General features: G+C 72.7%; 16 protein-coding genes. 9 read left to right on the forward strand and 7 right to left on the reverse strand.

All coding sequences use genetic code 11. The annotated features are described in order from the left end of the window. Window positions 1–15 precede the first annotated feature (15 nt). Both BJY28_RS02120 and tmk read right to left on the reverse strand, forming a co-directional pair. Entirely contained in the window at window positions 16–1,188 is a 1,173-nt protein-coding gene (locus BJY28_RS02120) for a DNA polymerase III subunit delta' (RefSeq protein WP_343036915.1), read from the reverse strand. Next, window positions 1,185–1,829: a dTMP kinase gene (gene tmk / locus BJY28_RS02125; RefSeq protein WP_343036916.1), complete on the reverse strand. Its 645-nt coding sequence runs from the start codon at window positions 1,827–1,829 to the stop codon at window positions 1,185–1,187. Before tmk ends, BJY28_RS02120 begins: the two co-directional genes overlap by 4 nt. Window positions 1,830–2,086: 257 nt before the next feature. On the opposite strand from tmk, the gene BJY28_RS02130 reads away from it, so the two are divergent. The 5 genes from BJY28_RS02130 to BJY28_RS02150 all read left to right on the forward strand — a co-directional run bounded on the left by BJY28_RS02130 (window position 2,087) and on the right by BJY28_RS02150 (window position 7,194). Next, window positions 2,087–2,728 carry an ABC transporter permease gene (locus tag BJY28_RS02130; protein ID WP_179463888.1) on the forward strand — a complete coding sequence of 214 codons (642 nt, stop codon included), beginning with the start codon at window positions 2,087–2,089 and terminating at the stop codon, window positions 2,726–2,728. Beyond that, window positions 2,725–4,017 (forward strand): ABC transporter ATP-binding protein, encoded by a 1,293-nt coding sequence (locus BJY28_RS02135; RefSeq protein ID WP_179461540.1) that lies wholly within the window; start codon window positions 2,725–2,727, stop codon window positions 4,015–4,017. Before BJY28_RS02130 ends, BJY28_RS02135 begins: the two co-directional genes overlap by 4 nt. After that, window positions 4,014–4,784, forward strand: a complete 771-nt coding sequence (locus tag BJY28_RS02140; protein ID WP_343036917.1) for an ABC transporter permease — start codon at window positions 4,014–4,016, stop codon at window positions 4,782–4,784. Before BJY28_RS02135 ends, BJY28_RS02140 begins: the two co-directional genes overlap by 4 nt. Then, a complete protein-coding gene (locus tag BJY28_RS02145; protein ID WP_179461541.1) occupies window positions 4,781–5,791 on the forward strand; it encodes a glycine betaine ABC transporter substrate-binding protein in 1,011 nt (336 codons plus the stop codon). The genes BJY28_RS02140 and BJY28_RS02145 overlap by 4 nt, the downstream gene beginning before the upstream one ends. Before the next feature lie 257 nt (window positions 5,792–6,048). After that, entirely contained in the window at window positions 6,049–7,194 is a 1,146-nt protein-coding gene (locus BJY28_RS02150; RefSeq protein ID WP_343037157.1) for a serine hydrolase domain-containing protein, read from the forward strand. A gap of 30 nt (window positions 7,195–7,224) precedes the next feature. Here BJY28_RS02150 and BJY28_RS02155 read toward each other — a convergent pair whose 3' ends face one another. The 3 genes from BJY28_RS02155 to topA form a co-directional block, all read right to left on the reverse strand. Then, window positions 7,225–8,796 carry an AMP-binding protein gene (locus BJY28_RS02155; RefSeq protein ID WP_179461542.1) on the reverse strand — a complete coding sequence of 524 codons (1,572 nt, stop codon included), beginning with the start codon at window positions 8,794–8,796 and terminating at the stop codon, window positions 7,225–7,227. A gap of 4 nt (window positions 8,797–8,800) precedes the next feature. Continuing rightward, complete coding sequence (locus BJY28_RS02160) at window positions 8,801–9,253, reverse strand: SCP2 sterol-binding domain-containing protein (RefSeq protein WP_179461543.1); 453 nt, start codon at window positions 9,251–9,253, stop codon at window positions 8,801–8,803. A 111-nt stretch (window positions 9,254–9,364) separates the two neighbouring features. Further along, complete coding sequence (topA, locus tag BJY28_RS02165; RefSeq protein ID WP_179461544.1) at window positions 9,365–12,226, reverse strand: type I DNA topoisomerase; 2,862 nt, start codon at window positions 12,224–12,226, stop codon at window positions 9,365–9,367. Window positions 12,227–12,402: 176 nt separating this feature from the next. Here topA and BJY28_RS02170 point away from each other — a divergent pair, with 176 nt between their 5' ends. The 4 genes from BJY28_RS02170 to BJY28_RS02185 all read left to right on the forward strand — a co-directional run bounded on the left by BJY28_RS02170 (window position 12,403) and on the right by BJY28_RS02185 (window position 14,891). After that, complete coding sequence (locus BJY28_RS02170; RefSeq protein ID WP_179461545.1) at window positions 12,403–13,221, forward strand: dioxygenase family protein; 819 nt, start codon at window positions 12,403–12,405, stop codon at window positions 13,219–13,221. A 113-nt stretch (window positions 13,222–13,334) separates the two neighbouring features. Continuing rightward, window positions 13,335–13,829, forward strand: coding sequence for a hypothetical protein (locus tag BJY28_RS02175; protein ID WP_179461546.1), 495 nt, complete (start codon window positions 13,335–13,337; stop codon window positions 13,827–13,829). Between the two features lie 67 nt (window positions 13,830–13,896). After that, window positions 13,897–14,502, forward strand: coding sequence for a nuclear transport factor 2 family protein (locus BJY28_RS02180; RefSeq protein WP_179461547.1), 606 nt, complete (start codon window positions 13,897–13,899; stop codon window positions 14,500–14,502). Window positions 14,503–14,507: 5 nt separating this feature from the next. After that, window positions 14,508–14,891, forward strand: coding sequence for a DUF4878 domain-containing protein (locus BJY28_RS02185; protein WP_179461548.1), 384 nt, complete (start codon window positions 14,508–14,510; stop codon window positions 14,889–14,891). Between the two features lie 77 nt (window positions 14,892–14,968). Here BJY28_RS02185 and BJY28_RS02190 read toward each other — a convergent pair whose 3' ends face one another. After that, a complete protein-coding gene (locus tag BJY28_RS02190; RefSeq protein ID WP_179461549.1) occupies window positions 14,969–16,546 on the reverse strand; it encodes a DUF7059 domain-containing protein in 1,578 nt (525 codons plus the stop codon). A gap of 584 nt (window positions 16,547–17,130) precedes the next feature. Beyond that, window positions 17,131–19,455 carry a sodium-translocating pyrophosphatase gene (locus BJY28_RS02195; RefSeq protein WP_179461550.1) on the reverse strand — a complete coding sequence of 775 codons (2,325 nt, stop codon included), beginning with the start codon at window positions 19,453–19,455 and terminating at the stop codon, window positions 17,131–17,133. Window positions 19,456–19,485 lie beyond the last annotated feature (30 nt).

Below are 19,485 nucleotides of genomic sequence, written 5' to 3' on the forward strand. Positions count from 1 at the left end.
GGACGACGGGGAGGGTCAGCGGTCGCCGGTGGCAGGCACCTGCAGCGAGACGGCCATCGCCTCCAGCGCCAGCAGCGGGGCGACGTTGGCGTCGATCCGCTCCCGGGCCAGCCCGATCGCCTCCATGGCCAGCAGCAGGCCGTCCTCGTCGAAGCCCCGGGCCACCTGCTCGATGATCGCCCGGGCGTCCTCGTTGACCAGCGGCACCCGGCTGCCGGTGCGCAGCACCAGCGCGTCCCGGTAGGCGCTGAGCAGGTCGACCAGCGCCCGGTCGACCATGTCCCGGGTGAAGCGGGTCGCCCGGGTCTTCTGCTCCTTCTCCAGAGCGCTGAGCTGGCCGCGCACGTGCGGCGGCTGGGTGCGCGCCGACGGATCCGCACCGAGGGTCTCCAGCAGCCGGGTCCGCTCGCTCGCCGCCCGGTCCTGCAGGGTGCGGTCGCGCTCCTGCTCGGCGATCTGCACCAGGTCGACGGCCGCCCCGACGGCGTCGGAGACCCCGTGCACCCGGGCGGCGATCGCCAGGGTGTCCCGGCGCCGGATGCGTGCCCCCTCGTCGGTGGCCAGCCTGCGGGCCATGCCGATGTGGCTCTGCGCCGCCCGCGCGGCATAGGTCGCCATCCCCGGCTCGATCCCGTCGCGCCGGTGCAGCAGCTCGGCCACCGCGTCCACCGGCGGGGTGCGCAGCCGCACGTGCCGCGCCCGGCTGCGGATGGTCACCAGCACGTCCTCGAGGCTGGGCGCGCACAGCAGCCACACGGTGCGCGGGGTGGGCTCCTCCAGCGCCTTGAGCAGGGCGTTGCCGGACTGCTCGGTGAGCCGGTCGGCGTCCTCGACGAGCACGATCCGGTAGCGGCCCACCGAGGGCGCCCGGCCCGCCAGCTGCACGAGGTCACGGGTCTCGCGCACCCCGATGGACAGCGCCTCGGTGGCCAGCACGTCGACGTCGGCGTGGGTGCCGTCGAGCGCCGTGGTGCACTCCCGGCACCGCCCGCAGCCGCCCTGCGGGCACAGCAGCGCCCCGGCGAAGGCGCGGGCCGCCACCGAGCGCCCGGAACCGGGTGGACCAGTGAAGAGCCAGGCGTGGGTCATCGCCGTGGGGTCCCCCACGGCGCGCTGCAGCGCGGTCACCACGTCGGGCTGGCCGACGACGTCGCGCCACACCCCGTCCTCCGGCACGGCCGCGCTCACGAGAGCCACCCCCGGTCCCGAAGGGCGCCGAGCACCTGCTCGTGCAGGGTCGCCACCGCCAGCGTCCCGTCGAGGACGACGTAGCGCTCCGGAGCCGCCGCCGCGGCGTCGAGGAAGTGCTGCCGCACCGACTCGTGGAAGACGTCGGCCTCGCGCTCGAGCCGGTCGTGCTGCTCACCGCGGCGACGGCGCCCCTCGCCGGCGGCGACGTCGACGACCACGGTGAGGTCGGGCACGAGGTCGCCGACGGCCCACCGCTGCAGCCGGTCGACCTCGTCGGCACCGAGGTCGCGTCCGGCGCCCTGGTAGGCGACCGAGCTGTCGGTGTAGCGGTCGGTGACCACGACCGCGCCGCGGGCCAGCGCCGGGGCCACCAGCTCGGTGACGTGCTGGGCCTTGTCGGCGGCGAAGATCAGCGCCTCGGCCCGCGGGCTGACGTGCCCGCCGTGCAGCACGAGGTCGCGCAGCGCCACGCCGAGCTCGGTCCCGCCGGGCTGCCGGGTGGTCACCACCTCGCGCCCCTGGTCCCGCAGCGCCCGCGCGAGCAGCCGGGCCTGGGTGGACTTGCCGGCACCGTCCCCGCCCTCGAAGGCGATGAAGAGACCCGGCGCGGGGTCCGGGTCGGGCAGGCGTGGGCTCACGCCGACGAGCCTAGGCGAGGCCTCTGTCAGCGCGCGCGCAGCCGTCGTCGTCGCAGGTCATGGACCCGCTGGCGAGGGCACTCCCCGCCACCTCGCGGCAGGTCACGAAACGGTCGCAATACCCGCCCCCGGCTAGGGATTCGGGTCGGACCCCGGTATCAACGGTCGGAGGCAGGACCGACCACCCACCCGCCGCGGCGTCCCTCGGACGACGCGCGTCACAGGAGCGAGCGCGTATGAGGGAGTTCTTCCAGGACATGGGGGTGTTCGTCGGCGACCGGTGGGAGGACATCCTCTACCGCAGCTACCAGCACACCTCGCTGGTCGTGCAGTGCCTCGTCCTGGCGACGATCATCGCCATCGCCGTGGCCCTGCTGGTCACCCGGGTCCCCCGGCTGCAGCCGGCCGCGAACATGATCAGCGCGGTCGGCCTGACCATCCCCTCCTTCGCGCTCATCGGCATGATGCTCGGACTCGTCGGCATCGGGGTGATCCCCTCGGTCATCGCCGTGACCTTCTACGCGACCCTGCCGATCCTGCGCAACGCCGTGGTCGGCCTCATGGGGGTCGACAAGGGCCTCATGGAGTCCGCCCAGGGCATGGGGATGAGCAGCGCCGGGCGCTTCCTGCGGGTGCAGCTGCCGTTGGCCTGGCCGGTGATCATGACCGGCATCCGGGTCTCCGCCCAGATGTCCATGGGGGTCGCGGCGATCGCCGCCTTCGCCCTCGGCCCCGGGCTGGGCCAGTACATCTACACCGGGCTGGCCCAGATCGGCGGCGCCAACGCCGTGAACTACGCCCTCGTCGGCACCATCGGCATCGTCATCCTGGCGCTGCTGCTCGACGCCATCCTCCTCCTCGTGAGGCGCCTGACCACCTCGAAGGGAATCCGCGCATGAGCACCAGCACCAACCACCAGGCCGGGGCGGCTGCGGCGCGCAGCGGCGACGGCCGCTCGGTCAGCGGCGCCGAGATCGTCTTCGACGGCGTCACCAAGCGCTACACCGCCGGCGGCGCCCCGGCCGTGGACAACCTCTCGCTGACCGTCCCCGCCGGGCAGATCGTCATGTTCGTCGGCCCCTCGGGCTGCGGCAAGACGACCTCGCTGAAGATGATCAACCGGCTGCACGAGCCCACCGAGGGCACGATCACCATCGACGGCGAAGACATCCGGTCCAAGAACGCCACCGAGCTGCGCCGCTCGGTCGGCTACGTCATCCAGGGCGGCAGCCTCTTCCCGCACATGTCGGTCAAGGACAACATCGGTCTCGTCCCCGGCCTGCTGAAGTGGGACAAGCAGAAGATCTCCGAGCGCGCCGACGAGCTGCTCGACCTCGTCGGGCTGGACCCCTCCCGCTACCGCGACCGCTACCCCCGCGAGCTCTCCGGCGGCCAGCAGCAACGCGTCGGCGTCGCCCGCGGGCTGGCCGCCGACCCGCCGGTGCTGCTCATGGACGAGCCCTTCGGCGCGGTCGACCCGATCACCCGCCAGCGCCTGCAGGACGAGCTGATGAGCATCCAGGAGGAGCTGCAGAAGACCATCGTCTGCGTCACCCACGACATCGACGAGGCGATCAAGCTCGGCGACCGGATCCTCATCCTCCAGGAGGGTGCGCACGTCGCCCAGTACGACACCCCCGAGTCGATCCTCGCCGCGCCGGCGAACTCCTTCGTCGAGGACTTCATCGGCGCCGACTCCTCGCTCAAGCAGCTCTCGCTCATGCGGGTGAGCGACCTCGACCTGGCCAGCCCGGTGGTCGCCACGGTCGGCGACAACGGCGGCGACGCCGCCCGGGCCGCCCGCGCTGCGGGCCAGGACGGGGTGATCGTGCTGGATCGGCAGCGCCGCCCGGCCGCCTGGGTGAACCTGCGCGAGGCCGAGCAGACCGCCTCCCTCGGCGAGACCGGCCGCGACGTCGACGTCATCGACCACCGCGCCACCGTCAACGACGCCCTCGACTCGATGCTCGCCTCCTCGCACGGCGGCGTGCTCGTCACCGGCCGCCGGGACGAGTTCGTCGGGCTGCTGCAGTTCGACACGGTGACCGAGCACATCCGCTCGGTCACCGCCGAGGCCCGCCGCGCCAACCACGACGAGTACGCGATCACGACCGCCGAGGACGACCTCGTCGAGACCTCGGTCTCCGACGACTCCGGCGACTCCGGCGACGGGGGTGACCCGCAGTGAGCGAGCAGGCCACCGAGCCCGAGAGCCGGGCGCCGGAGACCGGCAGCAACTTCGGGCTGCTCGTCGGCCTGCCGATCATGTGTGCCGTCATCCTCGGCGCCTGGGCGCTCTGGCGGCAGACCGCCGAGCTGGACGACGTCGCCGCCCGGCCGCTGGCCTGGGACAACGTCATCGAGCTCACCCAGCAGCACATCGAGCTGACCCTCGTCGTGACGGTCGTCGTCGTCTGCACGGCGATCCCTCTCGGGGTCATGCTGACCCGACCCCGCTTCCGCTTCCTCAGCGGGCCGGTGGTCGCCGTCGCCAACGCCGGCCAGGCGGCCCCGGTCATCGGTCTCATCGTGCTGCTGGCGATGTGGCTCAGCTTCGGCTTCTGGACCGCCGTGCTGGCGCTGAGCATCTACGCCTTCCTGCCGGTGCTGGCCAACACCATCGTCGGCCTGCAGCAGGTGGACCCGACCCTCGTCGAGGCCGCCCGCGGCATGGGCATGTCCGGACAGGGGGTGCTGCGCCGGGTCGAGCTGCCGCTGGCACTGCCGGTGATCATGGTCGGCGTGCGCACCGCGCTGGTGCTGGCGGTCGGCACCGCCTCCTTCGGCTTCCTCATCAACGCCGGCGGGCTGGGCTCGCTCATCGACGTCGGCGTCGACCTCTACCGCAGCGAGGTGCTCATCAGCGGCGGCCTGCTCATCGCCGTGCTGGCGCTGCTCATCGACTGGGCCGGCCGCGTGCTGGAATTCTTCGCCACCCCGAAGGGACTCCGATGACCACCCGCCGCTCGTCGCTGACCCGCCTCCCGCTGGACCGCCGCGGCTTCCTGCTCGGCGTCGGCGGCCTGTCCACCCTCGCCCTGACCGGGTGTGGCCTGGGCACCGCCGCCGGCTTCTCCGCCTCCGGCGAGCTGGCCGGCCCGGTCGCCGACATCGACCTCGAGGGCCTGGAGATCGGGGTCGGCTCGAAGAACTTCACCGAGCAGATCATCATCGGCAAGATGGCGGTGATCCTGCTGAAGTCGGCCGGGGCCACCGTGCAGGACCTCACGAACATCCCCGGCTCGGCCACCGCACGCGAGGCGATGCTGCAGGACGACGTGCAGATGCAGTGGGAGTACACCGGCACCGCGTGGATCGCCTACCTCGGCGAGAGCGACCCGATCGCCGACGAGCGGGGTCAGTATGAGGCGGTCCGCGACCGCGACCTCGAGGAGAACGGGCTGGTCTGGCTGGAACCGGCGCCGATGAACAACACCTACGGCTTCGCCGCGAAGGCCTCGAAGGCCGAGGAGCTGGGGATCACCAAGCTCTCCGAGCTCAAGGACCTCTCCACCGAGGAGCTGAGCTTCTGCGTGGAGTCGGAGTTCAACAGCCGCAACGACGGCATGGACCCGATGCTGCAGACCTACGGCCTGGAGCGCGGCAGCGACATCCCCGGCAACCAGATCAAGGTCTTCGACACCGGCGCGATCTACGCCGCCACCGACCAGGGCGAGTGCAACTTCGGCGAGGTCTTCACCACCGACGGGCGGATCAAGGCGCTCGACCTGGTGGTGCTCGAGGACGACGAGGAGTTCTTCCCGAAGTACAACGTCTCGCCGGTCTTCACCCAGGAGGTCATCGAGGAGTACCCGCAGCTGCGCGAGCTCTTCAACCCGGTCTCGGCCGAGCTGACCGACGACCTGCTCATCGAGCTCAACGCGCGGGTCGACGTCGACGGCGAGGAGCCCTCCGAGGTGGCCATGGACTGGTTGACCCAGGCCGGCTTCGTCACCGAGTGACCGGCTGAACCCTCCGGGGCGCGACCCCGACGGCGCTAGGTTGGGCGGCATGCCCTTCCACGACGAGACGTGCCGCGCCCTGGACGATCTGGCGGCCACCGCCCAGCGGGACGGCCGGGTGCCCGGCCTGGTCGCCGGCGTCGCCCGCGCCGGGGTGCTGCAGTGGTCCCGGGGCATCGGCAGCCGCGACCTCGACCTCTCCCCCGACGACCCCGGGGGCGCTCCCGGACGCCGGCACCCAGTACCCGGTCGCCAGCATCTCCAAGACCTTCACCTCCGTGCTGGTGATGATGCTCCGCGACGAGGGAGGGCTCGACCTCGACGACACCGTCGAGACCCACCTGCCCGGCAGCACCCAGGGCGGGGTCACCGTGCGCCAGCTGCTGGCGCACACCTCGGGGATGCAGCGGGAGCCGGTGAACGGCCCCTTCGAGCACATGGTCATGCCCGAGCGCGCGGAGATCGTCAGCGGCTGGGACGAGGCGCAGCGGGTCGGGCGGCCGCACGACCGCTGGCACTACTCCAACCTCGGTTTCGCCGTGCTCGGCGAGATCGTCGCGCGCCTGGAGGGCCGCCCGTGGCCCGAGGTGGTCCGCGACCGGCTGACCCGGCCCCTGGAGATGGGACGGACCGGCACCCGGCCGCAGGAGCCGCGGGCGAAGGGGTACTACGTGCCACCCTTCACCGACGTCCCGCTGCCGGAGCCTGACGTCGATGCCAAGGGCCTCGACCCGGCCGGCGGGCTGCGCTCTACCGCCACCGACCTCTCCCGGTGGGGCGGCTTCCTCGCCGAGCCGGACGCGGAGATCCTCTCCCCCGACACCCTCGAGGAGATGTGCCAGCCGCAGGTGATGGCCGACCCGCGGGGATGGACCCTGGCCTGGGGGCTGGGCCTGCAGCTGCTGCGGCACGAGGGGCGTACCTGGGTGGGGCACACCGGGGGCTGGCCCGGCTCGGTGACCGGCTGCTTCACCGAGCGGGAGAGCGCGACGACGGCGGTGCTGCTGATGAACGCCACGACGCCGGTGGCGCCGGCCACCGCCGCCGCCGGGATGGGCACGCTGGCGATCGAGCGGGAGCCGGTCGACCCGCAGCCGTGGACACCCGGCACCGCGGTCCCGGAGCAGCTGGCCCCGCTGCTGGGGCACTGGTACACCGAGGGCAGCCACCTGGTGCTGTCGGTACGTCAGGGCCAGCTCGAGGCGCGCCTCGCGGCGGCCCCGCGCAGCGCCCCGCCGGCGGTCTTCACGGAGGTCGCCCCGGACCGCTACCGCACCGTCTCCGGCCGGGAGCGCGGCGAGCCGCTGGTCGTGGTGCGTGGGTCGGACGGTGGGGTGAGCCACCTGCTGTGGGCGACCTACCGGGTCACCCGGGAGCCGCTGACCTTCGACGCGCCGCTCTGAGCCCTCGGCGGCTGCCAGGCCCCTCGGGGCTCAGCCGGCGAGCAGCTCTCGCAGCGAGCGCGGCAGCACCTTGCCGGTGGCGTTGCGCGGCAGCTCGTCGAGGAAGACCACCTCGCGCGGCACGCAGTGCCGGGCCCGCTGGGCGCGGACCAGGTCGCGCACCGCGTCCTCGTCGAGCTGCTGACCCTCGCGACGGACGACGAAGGCGGCCAGCCGCTGCCCGAAGTCCTCGTCGGGGACGCCCACCACGGAGACCTCCAGCACCGCCGGGTGCTCGGCCAGCAGCGACTCGACCTCGGAGGGGTAGACGTTCTCCCCGCCGCTGACGATCATGTCGTCCTCGCGCCCGTCGACGAAGTACAGCCCGTCGGTGACGTGGCCCATGTCGCCGGTGGAGACGAGGCCGTCGACGAAGTCCTTGCTCTGGCCGTTGGTGTACCCCTCGAAGACCAGCTCGTTGCCGCAGAAGATCCGCCCGGTCTCCCCCGGGGTCACCTCGCGGCCGTCGTCGTCGAGGATCTTCACCACGGTGCCCAGCGGCGGGGTGCCCGCGGTGTCCGGGTGGCGCCGCATGTCCTCGGGCGTGGCGATGCACACCCAGGAGGCCTCGGTGGAGCCGTAGAGGTTGTAGAGCACGTCGCCGAACTCGTCCATGAAGCGGGCGGTGAAGCCGGAGGGGTAGGCCGAGCCGGAGGTGGCCACGACGCTGAGCGGGCGCCGGTGCTTGCCGCCGGGGTCGCTGGGCAGCTCCATCATCCGCTGCAGCATCACCGGCACGGCGAACATCGCGTCCACCCGGTGGTCCTCCAGGGCCTGGCGCGCCTGGGCGGGGTCGAAGCGGCGCTGCAGCACGATCGTCGCTCGCATCGCCAGGGACAGCTGCATCGCCGCGTAGCCCCAGGTGTGGAAGATCGGCGCGGAGATGAGGATCCGCATGCCCGCCTTCAGCGGGATCCGGTCGATGATCGAGATGAGCGGGCCGAAGCCGCTCGGGGTCTTGCGGGCGGCGCCCTTCGGCGTGCCGGTGGTGCCGGAGGTGAGGATGATCGTGCGGCCCTGCTTGCGCGGCACCTCCAGCGCCGGGGGGCGCGGGGTGCTCTCGACCAGGCGCACCAGCTCGCTCTCGCTGATCCGGCGGATGCTCTCCGGCAGGTCCTCGGTGGCCGCGGCCAGCTCGTCGTCGTGGATGATCGCGGTGATCTCCTGCTGCTCCGCGACGACCGCCAGCTGGGGCCCGGCCAGGCCGGTGTTGCCGAGCACGAGGTCGATGCCGATGGCCGAGGCGCCGCACATCACCTCGATCGCCAGGGCGTGGTTGCGGGCCAGCAGCATGACCTTCTGGCCGGAGCCGTAGCCGAGGTCGCGCAGCACCTGGGCGACCTGCTCGGAACCGGCGAGCAGGTCGGCGTAGGTGGTCGAGCCGCGGGCCTCGTCGATCACGGCGACGCGCTTCGGCGAGCGCGCGGCGGCCTGCCGCAGCTCGCCGGCCAGGCCGAAGCCCCAGCGGTGCAGGTTGGTCAGCTGCTTGACCTGGTGGTGCGGCGGCCCGGGGGTGAGCATGCCGCGCTTGGCCATGGTGGAGACGACGGTCAGGTGGTTCATCGGTTCACGCCTTCGGCAGGTCGAAGTAGGAGGAGAAGGTCGCGGCCCGGGAGAGGTCCCCGCGGACCGAGATCTTGCCGCGCATGACGAGCATCGTCGCGCTCCCCCGACCGGTGAGCAGCTTGGTCAGCTCCGACGGGCCCATCCGCAGCGAGACGTCGTAGCGCTCGCCGGGCTCGTCGGCGACCCAGCACCGCCCGTCCTCGATGACCACCTCGAAGGTGTCCTCGGGGTGCGCGGCCGGGCCGCCGGTGACCCGGAACTGGGTCACCTGGCTCACCCCGGCCGCACGGTCCGGACGGAAGAAGTCGGGGAAGCGCCCGAAGATCGCCTCGAGGATCTCGACCCGGTGCTCGCCTCGCATCGTCGCGGCGATCTCCTTGTCGGACATCCCCCCGACGATCCGTGCGAACTCCGCGGCGGTGATGCCGTCGAAGGACGACGGGTCGAGATCCATGAGCAGCTCCTTCGGTGCACTGAGCGACGACAGTACCGGCGGGTAACCTCGGCTTCAACGAGCCCGGACGCAGGGAGAGCAAGCACACAGCCCCCGGTGCGCCGGGCGCGATCAGCCGGAGCCCGCAGCCGTCTTCGCCGTCTTCTTCGTGGTCGTCTTCTTCGTCGTGCTCTTGGCCGTGCTCTTCTTCGCCGCGGCCTTCTTCGTCCCGCTCTTCTTCGCCGTGCTCTTCTTGGTGCCGGACTTCTTGGCGGTCTTCTTGCGGGTGGTCGGCCCCTTCGCCCGCTTCTCGGCGAGCAGCTCGAAGGCACGCTCCTGGGTGATCGTCTCCGGCTCGTCGTCCCGCCGCAGGGTGGCGTTGGTCTCCCCGTCGGTGACGTACGGCCCGAAGCGGCCGTCCTTGACGACGACCTTCTTGCCGCTGGCCGGGTCCTCGGCGAACTCCTTCAGCGGGGGCTTGGCGGCCGCCCGGCCGCGGCGCTTGGGCTGGGCGTAGAGCGCCAGCGCCTCCTCCAGGGTGACCGTGAAGAGCTGGTCCTCGGTCTCCAGCGAGCGGCTGTCGGTGCCCTTCTTCAGGTACGGCCCGTAGCGACCGTTCTGCGCGGTGATCTCCACCTCGGCGCTGGTCTCGGTGCCGTCCTCGCCGGTCGTCGTCTCGGTGACGGTCCCGACGACCCGCGGCAGCGAGAGCAGCCGCAGCGCGGTGTCCAGCTCGATGGTCGCCAGGTCCATGTCCTTGAAGAGCGAGGCGGTGCGCGGCTTGACCTTGGCCTTGCCCTTGAGCTCGGCCTCCTCGGGCGTGAGCACCTCGGTGACGTAGGGGCCGTAGCGGCCGGCCTTGGCCACGACCGTCCGCCCGCTCTCAGGGTTGGTGCCGAGCTCACGCCCGTCGTCCGCGGCCTGGGCGAGCAGCTCACGGCCCCGCTCGGGGGTCATCTCGTCCGGGGCGACGTCCTCGGGCACGTTGGCCCGTCGCGGCTTGCCGTCCTTCTCGGTGGGCGCCTGGGCCAGCGCGGCCTCGTCGCGGACCTCGCCGGTCTCCGGGTCCACCCCGGCCGGGGCGACCTCCTCGACGTACGGGCCGTAGCGGCCGACCCGCACGACGATGCCGTCGCCGATCTCGACGGTGCTGATCGCCTTGGCGTCGATGTCGCCGAGGTCCTCGACCATCTGGCGCAGCCCCTCGGCGCTGGTCGCCTGCTCGCCGTCGTAGAAGCGGCCCAGCCAGGCCACCCGGTCCATCGAGCCGCCGGCGATCTGGTCGAGGTCCTCCTCCATCCGCGCGGTGAAGTCGTAGTCGACCAGCCGCGGGAAATGCTGCTCCATGAGCCGGGTGACGGCGAAGGCGAGCCAGGTCGCCACCAGCGCCGAGCCCTGCCGGCGCACGTAGCCACGGTCCTGGATGGTGGCCACGGTCGAGGCGTAGGTGGAGGGCCGGCCGATGCCCAGCTCCTCCATCGCCTTGACCAGGCTGGCCTCGGTGTACCGCGGCGGAGGGGAGGTCTCGTGGCCGGAGGCCTCGGCCCCGAGCACGTCGAGCGCGACCCCTTCGGACAGCTTGGGCAGCCGGCGCTCGTTGTCGTCCTCGCCGCCGCGGCTCTCGTCCCGGCCCTCCTCGTAGGCCGCCAGGAAGCCGCGGAAGGTGATGACGGTGCCCGAGGCGGAGTACTCGGCCTGCTCGCCGGCCGGGCAGCCGACGAGGTCGGCGCGCAGCCGGATGGTGGCGGTCGAGCCCTTCGCGTCGGCCATCTGCGAGGCCACGGTGCGCTTCCAGATCAGCTCGTAGAGCCGGAACTCGTCGCCGCGCAGCTCGCCGCTGACCTGGGCCGGGGTGCGGAAGCGGTCGCCGGACGGGCGGATCGCCTCGTGCGCCTCCTGCGCGTTCTTGGCCTTCTTGCCGTAGACGCGGGGCTGCTCGGGCACGTAGTCGGCCCCGTACATGTCCCGGGCCTGGCCGCGGGCGGCGCTGATCGCCGAGGAGGACAGGTTGGTGCTGTCCGTCCGCATGTAGGTGATGTAGCCGTTCTCGTACAGCCGCTGGGCCACCCGCATGGCGTCCCGGCTGCCCAGGCGCAGCTTGCGCGAGGCCTCCTGCTGCATGGTCGAGGTGGTGAAGGGGGCGTACGGCCGGCGGGTGTAGGGCTTCTCCGAGACCGAGGTCACCGTGGCGGTGGCCGCGCGGGTGGCCTCGGCGACGGCGGTCGCCGCGGCCTCGTCGAGGTGGCGCACGTCGCTCTTGGTCAGGGTGCCGTCGTCGGCGAAGTCCCGGCCGACGGCGACCCGAGCGCCGTCGACCGCAGAGAGCCGGGCGCTGAAGTCCTGCGAGGCGCCGCTGGGGGTGAAGGTGCCGGTGACGTCCCAGTAGCTGGCCGCGCGGAAGGCCATCCGCTCGCGCTCGCGCTCGACGACGATCCGGGTGGCGACCGACTGGACCCGGCCGGCGGACAGGCCCTGGGTGATCTTGCGCCAGAGCACCGGGGAGATCTCGAAGCCGTAGAGCCGGTCGAGGATGCGCCGCGCCTCCTGGGCGTCGACGAGGTCCATGTCCAGGTCGCGGGTGTCCTGGACCGCCCGCTGGATCGCCTCCTGGGTGATCTCGTGGAAGACCATCCGCTTGACCGGCACCTTGGGCTTGAGCGCCTCGAGCAGGTGCCAGGCGATGGCCTCGCCCTCGCGGTCCTCGTCGGTGGCGAGGTAGAGGGTGTCGGCGTCCTTGAGCAGCCGCTTGAGCTCGGTGACCTTCTTCTTCTTGTCCGGGTCGGTGACGTAGAGCGCCTCGAAGGAGCCGTCGTCGACGTTGACCCCGAAGCGGCCGAAGGGGCCCTTCTTCTCCGCCGCCGGCAGGTCCCGGGGCTGCGGGATGTCCCGGATGTGCCCCACCGAGGCCTCGACCGTGTAGTCCGGCCCGAGGTACCCGGCGATGGTCTTGGCCTTCGCCGGGGACTCGACGATGACGAGGTTGCTGGCAGCCATGCTGTGCCCTTCCTGGACGAGCCACGTGCCGCGGATTCGTCGCGACGTCGACGAGAGCCGTCCGACAGGCACGGTAACCCCTCCCGGGGACCGCCTCGGACACAGGACGATCACGGACGGGGTGCGCAGGGTGCCGTCCCGGGCATATAGTTGTCGCAACAAGTGTTAGGACCGACATGACGACGACTCCCCCGACCACGGGCCCCACGACCGCGACCCCGCCCGTCCTCTTCCTCAGCCACGGCGCTCCCCCGCTCGCCGACGACGCCACCTGGACCGCCGAGCTCGCCCGGTGGAGCTCCTCCTTCGCCCGGCCAAGCTCGATCCTCATGGTCTCCGCGCACTGGGAGCAGGCCCCGGTCACGGTGAGCGCCTCCCGCCGCCGGGCCCCGCTGACCTACGACTTCTGGGGATTCCCGCAGCGCTACTACGAGGTGACCTACGACGCCCCGCCGGCGCCGGAGCTGGCCGACGAGGTCACCGCCCTGCTCGGCGGGCGCGGCGTCGAGGTCCACCACGACGAGTCCCGGGGTCTGGACCACGGCGGCTACGTGCCGCTGGTCGAGATGTACCCGGAGGCGGACGTGCCGGTGCTGCAGATGTCCATGCCCACGCTCGACCCGGTCACCCTGCTCGAGGTGGGCCGGACCCTGGCGCCGCTGCGCGAGCAGGGCACGCTGATCGTCGGCTCGGGCTTCACCACGCACAACCTCGCCTGGTTCGACCCGCGCGCGGCCGCCGACGCCCCGCCGCCGGCCGTGTCGGCGGAGTTCGACCACTGGGCGCAGGAGCAGATGGCGACCGGCGACGTGGACAGCCTGGAGCGGATGCTCGAGGTGGCGCCGGGCGGCCGGGAGGCGCACCCGCGCACCGAGCACTGGGCGCCGCTCTACGTGGCGCTCGGGGCGGCCGAGGCCTCCGGGGCGAGCACGGCCACGAGCAGCGTCGACGGCTTCTGGTACGGGCTGAGCAAGCGGTCCTGGCAGCTCGACTGAGCGGGACCACCCCTGCAGGCGCCTGTCCGGATCCGGCCCGGGCGGCACCCGGTCCCGCCTACGCTGGGCGCGACCGGGCCACCGGGGCCGGGGCGACGAGCAGGGGAGTCGAGATGCGACTGATGACGATCGTCGGCGGCGCGGTGCTCAGCGCGGCGCTCGTGAGCGGTTGCGGCAGCGAGGACAGCGGCGGCGAGGGCGACGGCGGCAGCGGGAGCGGTGACAGCCAGAGCAGCTCGGCCTCTGGTGGCGGGAGCAGCGACGGCGGGAGCTCTGGCGGTGGGAGCAGCGACGCTCGGGCGGTGGCCCAGGAGTTCATCGACGCCCTCTCCGAGGACGACTACGCAGCGGCCTGCGCCCTCTTCGACCCGGCCTACGTCGAGTCGATCACCGACGCCGGCGGGACCTGCGAGGGCTCGTTCGAGGAGCTCTCCAGCAGCGGCGGCGTCGCCTTCGAGAACCTCGAGGGCGCGACCGCGGGCGAGCCGGAGCTCGGCGACGACGAGACCACGGCAACCGTCCCGGTGAGCAAGGACGGCGAGACCACCGGACAGGCCTTCCTGGTGACCGTGGATGATGAGTGGCGGGTCACCTTCGACCCGCAGTGATCCCGGACCCCTTCATCCCGGACGGTCGGGGCGCTGCGACCGCGAGACCTGGAAGGACCTCCATCACATGCGACGCACGACCATGACCGTGGTGAGCCTGGGCGCCGCTCTGGCACTGACCGCCTGCGGCGGCGACGGCGAGAGCGAGGACACCGGCAGCGGTTCGTCCAGCAGCAGCGCGAGCAGCTCGGCCGAGGCCTCGGAGTCGTCCGGCTCCGAGTCGCCCGGCTCGGACTCGTCCGGTTCCGAGTCCTCCGGCTCGGGGTCCTCGAGCTCCGCCAGCCCCACCGGCTCGGGGTCGAGCTCCTCCGCCGCCGGCGGCAGCGGCGGCGAGCCCGAGGACGAGGCCGGGGACACCCCGGAGGACGTCGTCGAGGAGTACGCGACCGCGCTCGGCGAGAAGGACTACGCGACCATCTGCGAGACCATCGACCCGGCCACGGTGGACGCCATGCTGCAGGCCTCGGGCTCGGACAGCTGCGAGGACGAGCTGGAGGCCAGCGGCCAGCAGCTGGAGTCGATCACCCCGGAGCAGGTGGACAAGCTCGAGATCGGTGAGGCCGAGGTGGCCGCCGACGGGCAGACCGCCACCCTGACCACCACCTTCGAGGACAACACCACCGAGGTGCGGCTCAGCAAGAGCGAGGGGCTGTGGAAGATCACCCAGATGTGACGCCGGTGCGCCGGACCCGGCTGCTGGGGGCGCTGGCCGTCGTGCTGGCGCTGGCCGGCTGCGGCGGCGGCCCGTCGCCCGAGGACACCGTCGAGGAGTTCGTCCAGGCCGCGGCCGACGGCGACTACGCCCGGGTGTGCGAGCTGCTCGACCCGGAGTACCTCGAGGCGGTCGAGGCCGAGGGCAGCAGCTGCGCCGAGGTCATGGCGGACACCGCCGAGGAGGGCTCGGGGTCGCTGATCGCCGACGCCGACCAGCTCGAGGTCGGCGAGGCGACGGTCAGCGAGGACGAGCAGAGCGCCATGGTCGAGACCAGCTACGACGGCAACGAGGGCGCGATCACCCTGGTCAAGGTCGACGACGAGTGGCGGGTGAGCCTGGCCTCCTGAGCGGGGTCTGCGGCGACGCCGCCAGGAGGCGAAGGTCCGTGGCGTCCCGGGCGTCTCAGGCCGTCGGCTCCCGGCGATCAGTCCGTCGGCTCACGGACGACCAGGCCGTCGATCGCCAGGCGCCGCAGCAGCCGGGCACCCTGGGCGAGCGCCTCGTCCTGGGGGATCTCGAGCAGCCCGGAGATCGCCGCCAGCGCGGTGCGCGCGTCCAGGTCGCCGTCGCACACCGAGACCAGCGCCGCGTCCAGGGTGTCCAGACGTACCGCCCGCCCGAGGCCACCACCCTGGCGCAGCAGGATCACCTCGGGTTCCTCGCCGGGCCGCCCGTGCCGCTCCTCGGTGACGTCCGCGGCGCACCGCCAGCGCTGCTGCAGGACCGCGTCGTCGTCGTGAGCGGCCAGCCAGTCCTGCGCCGCCAGGCGGGCGAGCACGTGCGGCCCCATCGGTCCGGTGATCGCGCCGGGAGCCTCCTCGATCTCCACGACCGGGGCCCGCCCGCTCGTCGGGCGCCGGAGGGTGACCACGCCGAACCCGACGGCACTCACCCTTCGCTCGGCGAAGTCGTCCAGCCAGGCGGCGACGAGGTCGTCGTAGCCCGGGTCGCCCGGTCGCAGCCCGCCGTCGCGGGCCCACAGCTCGGCGTACTCGGCGGGGTCCTGCTGGTCGCGCTGGACCACCCAGGCGTCCAGGCCGGTGCCGTCCACCCAGCCGCGCACCCGCTCCTGCCAGGGCGCGTCCTCGTGGTCCTCCCAGTTCGCCAGGAGCTGGGCCACCCCGCCCGGCGCGAGGTGCGCGCCGACGCCGGCGACGAGCTCGGCGACGAGGGCGTCACCGGCCCGGCCGCCGTCCCGGTACTCGTAGCGCGGGACATCCGCACGGCGCGGGGTGATGACGAAGGGCGGGTTGCTCACCACGAGGTCGAAGCGCTCGCCGGCGACCGGGTCGAGCATCGAGCCGTGCCGCAGCTCCCACTCCTGGCCGGCCAGGGCGGCGTTGAAGGCGGCGAAGTCGAGGGCCCGGCGGGAGACGTCGGTGGCCACCACCGTGCCGGCGTGCGCGGCGAGGTGCAGGCTCTGCACCCCGCACCCGGTGCCGAGGTCGAGCGCCCGGGCGACCCGGGCTCGCGGGGTCCACGAGGCCAGCGTGGCCGAGGCGCCGCCGATGCCCAGGACGTGGTCCAGCGGAAGGGGGCCGATGTGGGCGTCCTCGCCGAGGTCGGAGGCCACCCACCAGGAGGAGTCCTCGTCGCCGTAGGGACGCAGGTCGCAGGCGGCGCGGAGCGTCTGGTCGGTGCCGAGGGCGGGGGTGGTCTCGGGGGTGGTCTCGCGGCCGGGTCGGGAGGTGGTGCCGCTGCTGGGGCCGGCGCTGGTGACCAGACCGAGGCTGACGGCGCCGTCGACCCCCAGGGTGGGCAGCGCCTCGGCCAGGTCAGCGGGGGCGGTCGGCTCGCCGAGGCACCACAGCCCGACCAGGGTGGCCAGCGGCGAGCGCTCCCTGCGGACCACCCGGCGGGCGGCCAGCGGCTGCTCGCGGTGCAGCGCGGCGGAGGCCACCTGCCCGAGCAGGTCGCCGATGCCGTCCAGCGTGAAGCCCGCCGCAGTGAGGTCGTTGCGGAGCCGGTCGAGCAGCCGCGGGTCGATGGTGGGGGTGGTCACGAGCGCTCAGGCTAGACGGCTGCGCCCCGCCCGCGTCGAGCTCTGCCTGCCTCCACGCGCTCGTCGGCGAGTGAGGGGGCGCGGGTGGAGGTATGTCATCGGGTGGAGGTATCCGCACGCGCCCTGGCGCGACCCTTCACCTCCACCCAGCCGCTCTCCCCCCTTCGGTGGAGGTATCCGCACGCGCCCCAGCGCGTCCCTTCACCTCCACCCAGCCGGCCACCCCCTTCGATGGAGGTATCCGCACGCGCCCCACCGCGTCCCATCACCTCTACCCAGCCGGATCACCTCCAACCGCCGCCCGCCCACCTCCTCGATGGAGGTATCTCGAGCCGGTGGAGGTATCCGCACGCGCCCTGGCGCGTCCCTTCACCTCCACCCAGCCGGATCACCTCCACCCAGCCGCCCACCCCCCTTCGGTGGAGGTATCCGCACGCGCCCCAGCGCGACCCATCACCTCCACCCAGCCGCTCTCCCCCGCGCTCGCGCCGCCCAGGCCGAGAACCTCTCGCTCACCGGAGAAGGCTTCCCCCGAGAGCGAGCGATTATCGGGTAACCCGATAAAGGCTCGGGGGGCGAAGGGGTCAGGCGTCGGCGGGGTCGGGGGTCACCTCGTCGGCGGTGATGGCCAGGTCGCGCTGCTTGGAGACCGCCACCGCGGCGACGATGACGACGAGCGCGGCCACGGCGATGCCGTAGCGCAGGGCCGGGCTCTCCGAGGGGCCGATGGTCAGGGTGACGATGGCCGGGGCGATGAGCACGGCGACGAGGTTCATCACCTTGATCAGCGGGTTGATCGCCGGGCCGGCGGTGTCCTTGAAGGGGTCGCCGACGGTGTCGCCGATGATCGAGGCCTCGTGCGCCGGCGAGCCCTTGCCGCCGTGGTTGCCGTCCTCGACGACCTTCTTGGCGTTGTCCCAGGCGCCACCGGAGTTGGCCAGGAAGACCGCCATCAGCGCGCCGCAGGCGATCGCCCCGGCGAGGAAGCCGGCCAGCGCCCCGATGCCCAGGCCGAAGCCGACGACCACCGGGGTGAGTGCGGCCAGCAGACCGGGGGTGGCCAGCTCGCGCAGGCTGTCCCGGGTGCAGATGTCGACCACCCGCCCGTACTCCGGCTTCTCGGTGCCGGCCATGATCCCCGGGTGCTCGCGGAACTGCCGGCGCACCTCGTAGACGATCGCCCCGGCGGCCCGGGTGACCGCGTTGATCGCCAGCCCGGAGAAGAGGAAGACCACGGCGGCGCCGATGAGCAGCCCGACCAGCGCGTTCGGCGAGACGATCTGGGTGTCGACGAAGCGCTGGAAGTCCTCGCCCGGGGCGACGCCGATGTTGACGGTGGCGTCCACCCAGGCGTCGGTGTAGCTGCCGAAGAGCGCGGTTGCCGCCAGCACCGCGGTGGCGATGGCGATGCCCTTGGTGATCGCCTTGGTCGTGTTGCCGACCGCGTCCAGCTCGGTGAGCACCTGCTCCCCTTCGCCGTGCACGTCCCCGGACATCTCGGCGATGCCCTGGGCGTTGTCCGAGACCGGGCCGAAGGTGTCCATCGCGACGATCACCCCGACCGTCGTCAGCAGCCCGCAGCCGGCCAGCGCGATGAAGAACAGCGACAGGGTCACCGAGCCGCCGCCGAGGAGGAAGGCGAGGTAGATGACCCCGGCGATGGTGAGGACCTTGTAGACCGCCGACTCCAGGCCGAGGCCGATCCCGGAGAGGATGACCGTGGCGGCGCCGGTGAGGGTGGTCCGCGCGACGTCCTGGGTGGGCCGCTTGTCGGTGCCGGTGTAGTAGCCGGTCATCCACAGGATCACCCCGGCGAGGACGATGCCGAGCAGCACCGCGAGCAGCGCGGCGATCCGGGGGTCGCCGACGAGGGTGGCCACCTGCTCGGAGTCGGAGCCGAGCGCGGCGTAGCTGTCCGGGAGGTAGACGAAGGCGGCGACCGCGCTGAGCACCGCGGAGATCCCGGCGCTGATGTAGAAGCCGCGGTTGATGGAGTCCAGCGGGTTCTCCCCGGCCCGCGCGCGGGTGATGAAGACCCCGATGAGCGCGGTGATCGCGCCGATCGCCGGGATGATCAGCGGGAAGACGAGGCCGTACTCGCCGAAGGCGGCCGAGCCGAGGATGAGCGCCGCGACGAGCATCACCGCGTAGGACTCGAAGAGGTCGGCGGCCATGCCGGCGCAGTCGCCGACGTTGTCCCCGACGTTGTCGGCGATGGTGGCCGCGTTGCGCGGGTCGTCCTCGGGGATGCCGGCCTCGACCTTGCCGACGAGGTCGGCGCCGACGTCGGCGGCCTTGGTGAAGATGCCGCCGCCGACCCGCATGAACATCGCCAGCAGCGCCGCGCCGAAGCCGAAGCCCTCGAGCACCGTGGGCGCCTGGCCGGCGTAGGCGAGGACGACGATGGCCGCCCCGAGCAGACCCAGGCCCACGGTGAACATGCCGACCACGCCACCGGTGCGGAAGGCGATCCGCATGCCCTCCTCACGGCCGGAGGTGCGAGCCGCCTCGGCGACCCGCACGTTGGCCTTGACCGCCAGCGACATGCCCAGGTAGCCGATCGCCGCCGAGAAGAGGGCGCCGAGGACGAAGAAGCCGGACCGACCCCAGCGCACCGCGGCGTCGTCGGCCGGCAGCAGGAGCAGCAGCGCGAAGACGAGGACGACGAAGATGCCCAGGGTGCGGAACTGGCGGCGCAGGTAGGCGTGCGCGCCCTCCTCGACGGCGTCGCCGATCTCGCGCATCCGCTCGGTGCCGGCCTCGGCCGCCAGCACCTGGCGGCGGAAGACCACGCCCATGACGAGGGCGACGACGGCGATCAGCGCGACGACCACGGTCATCGTCTGGTTGGTCCCGGACAGCTCGAGCGCCTCGGCGCCGTCGACCGTGGGGGTGAACCTGCCAGCCATACCCATCCTCCTCGATGGATCCGACCTGTC

Source organism: Janibacter alkaliphilus (assembly GCF_013408565.1).
Taxonomy (GTDB): domain Bacteria; phylum Actinomycetota; class Actinomycetes; order Actinomycetales; family Dermatophilaceae; genus Janibacter; species Janibacter alkaliphilus.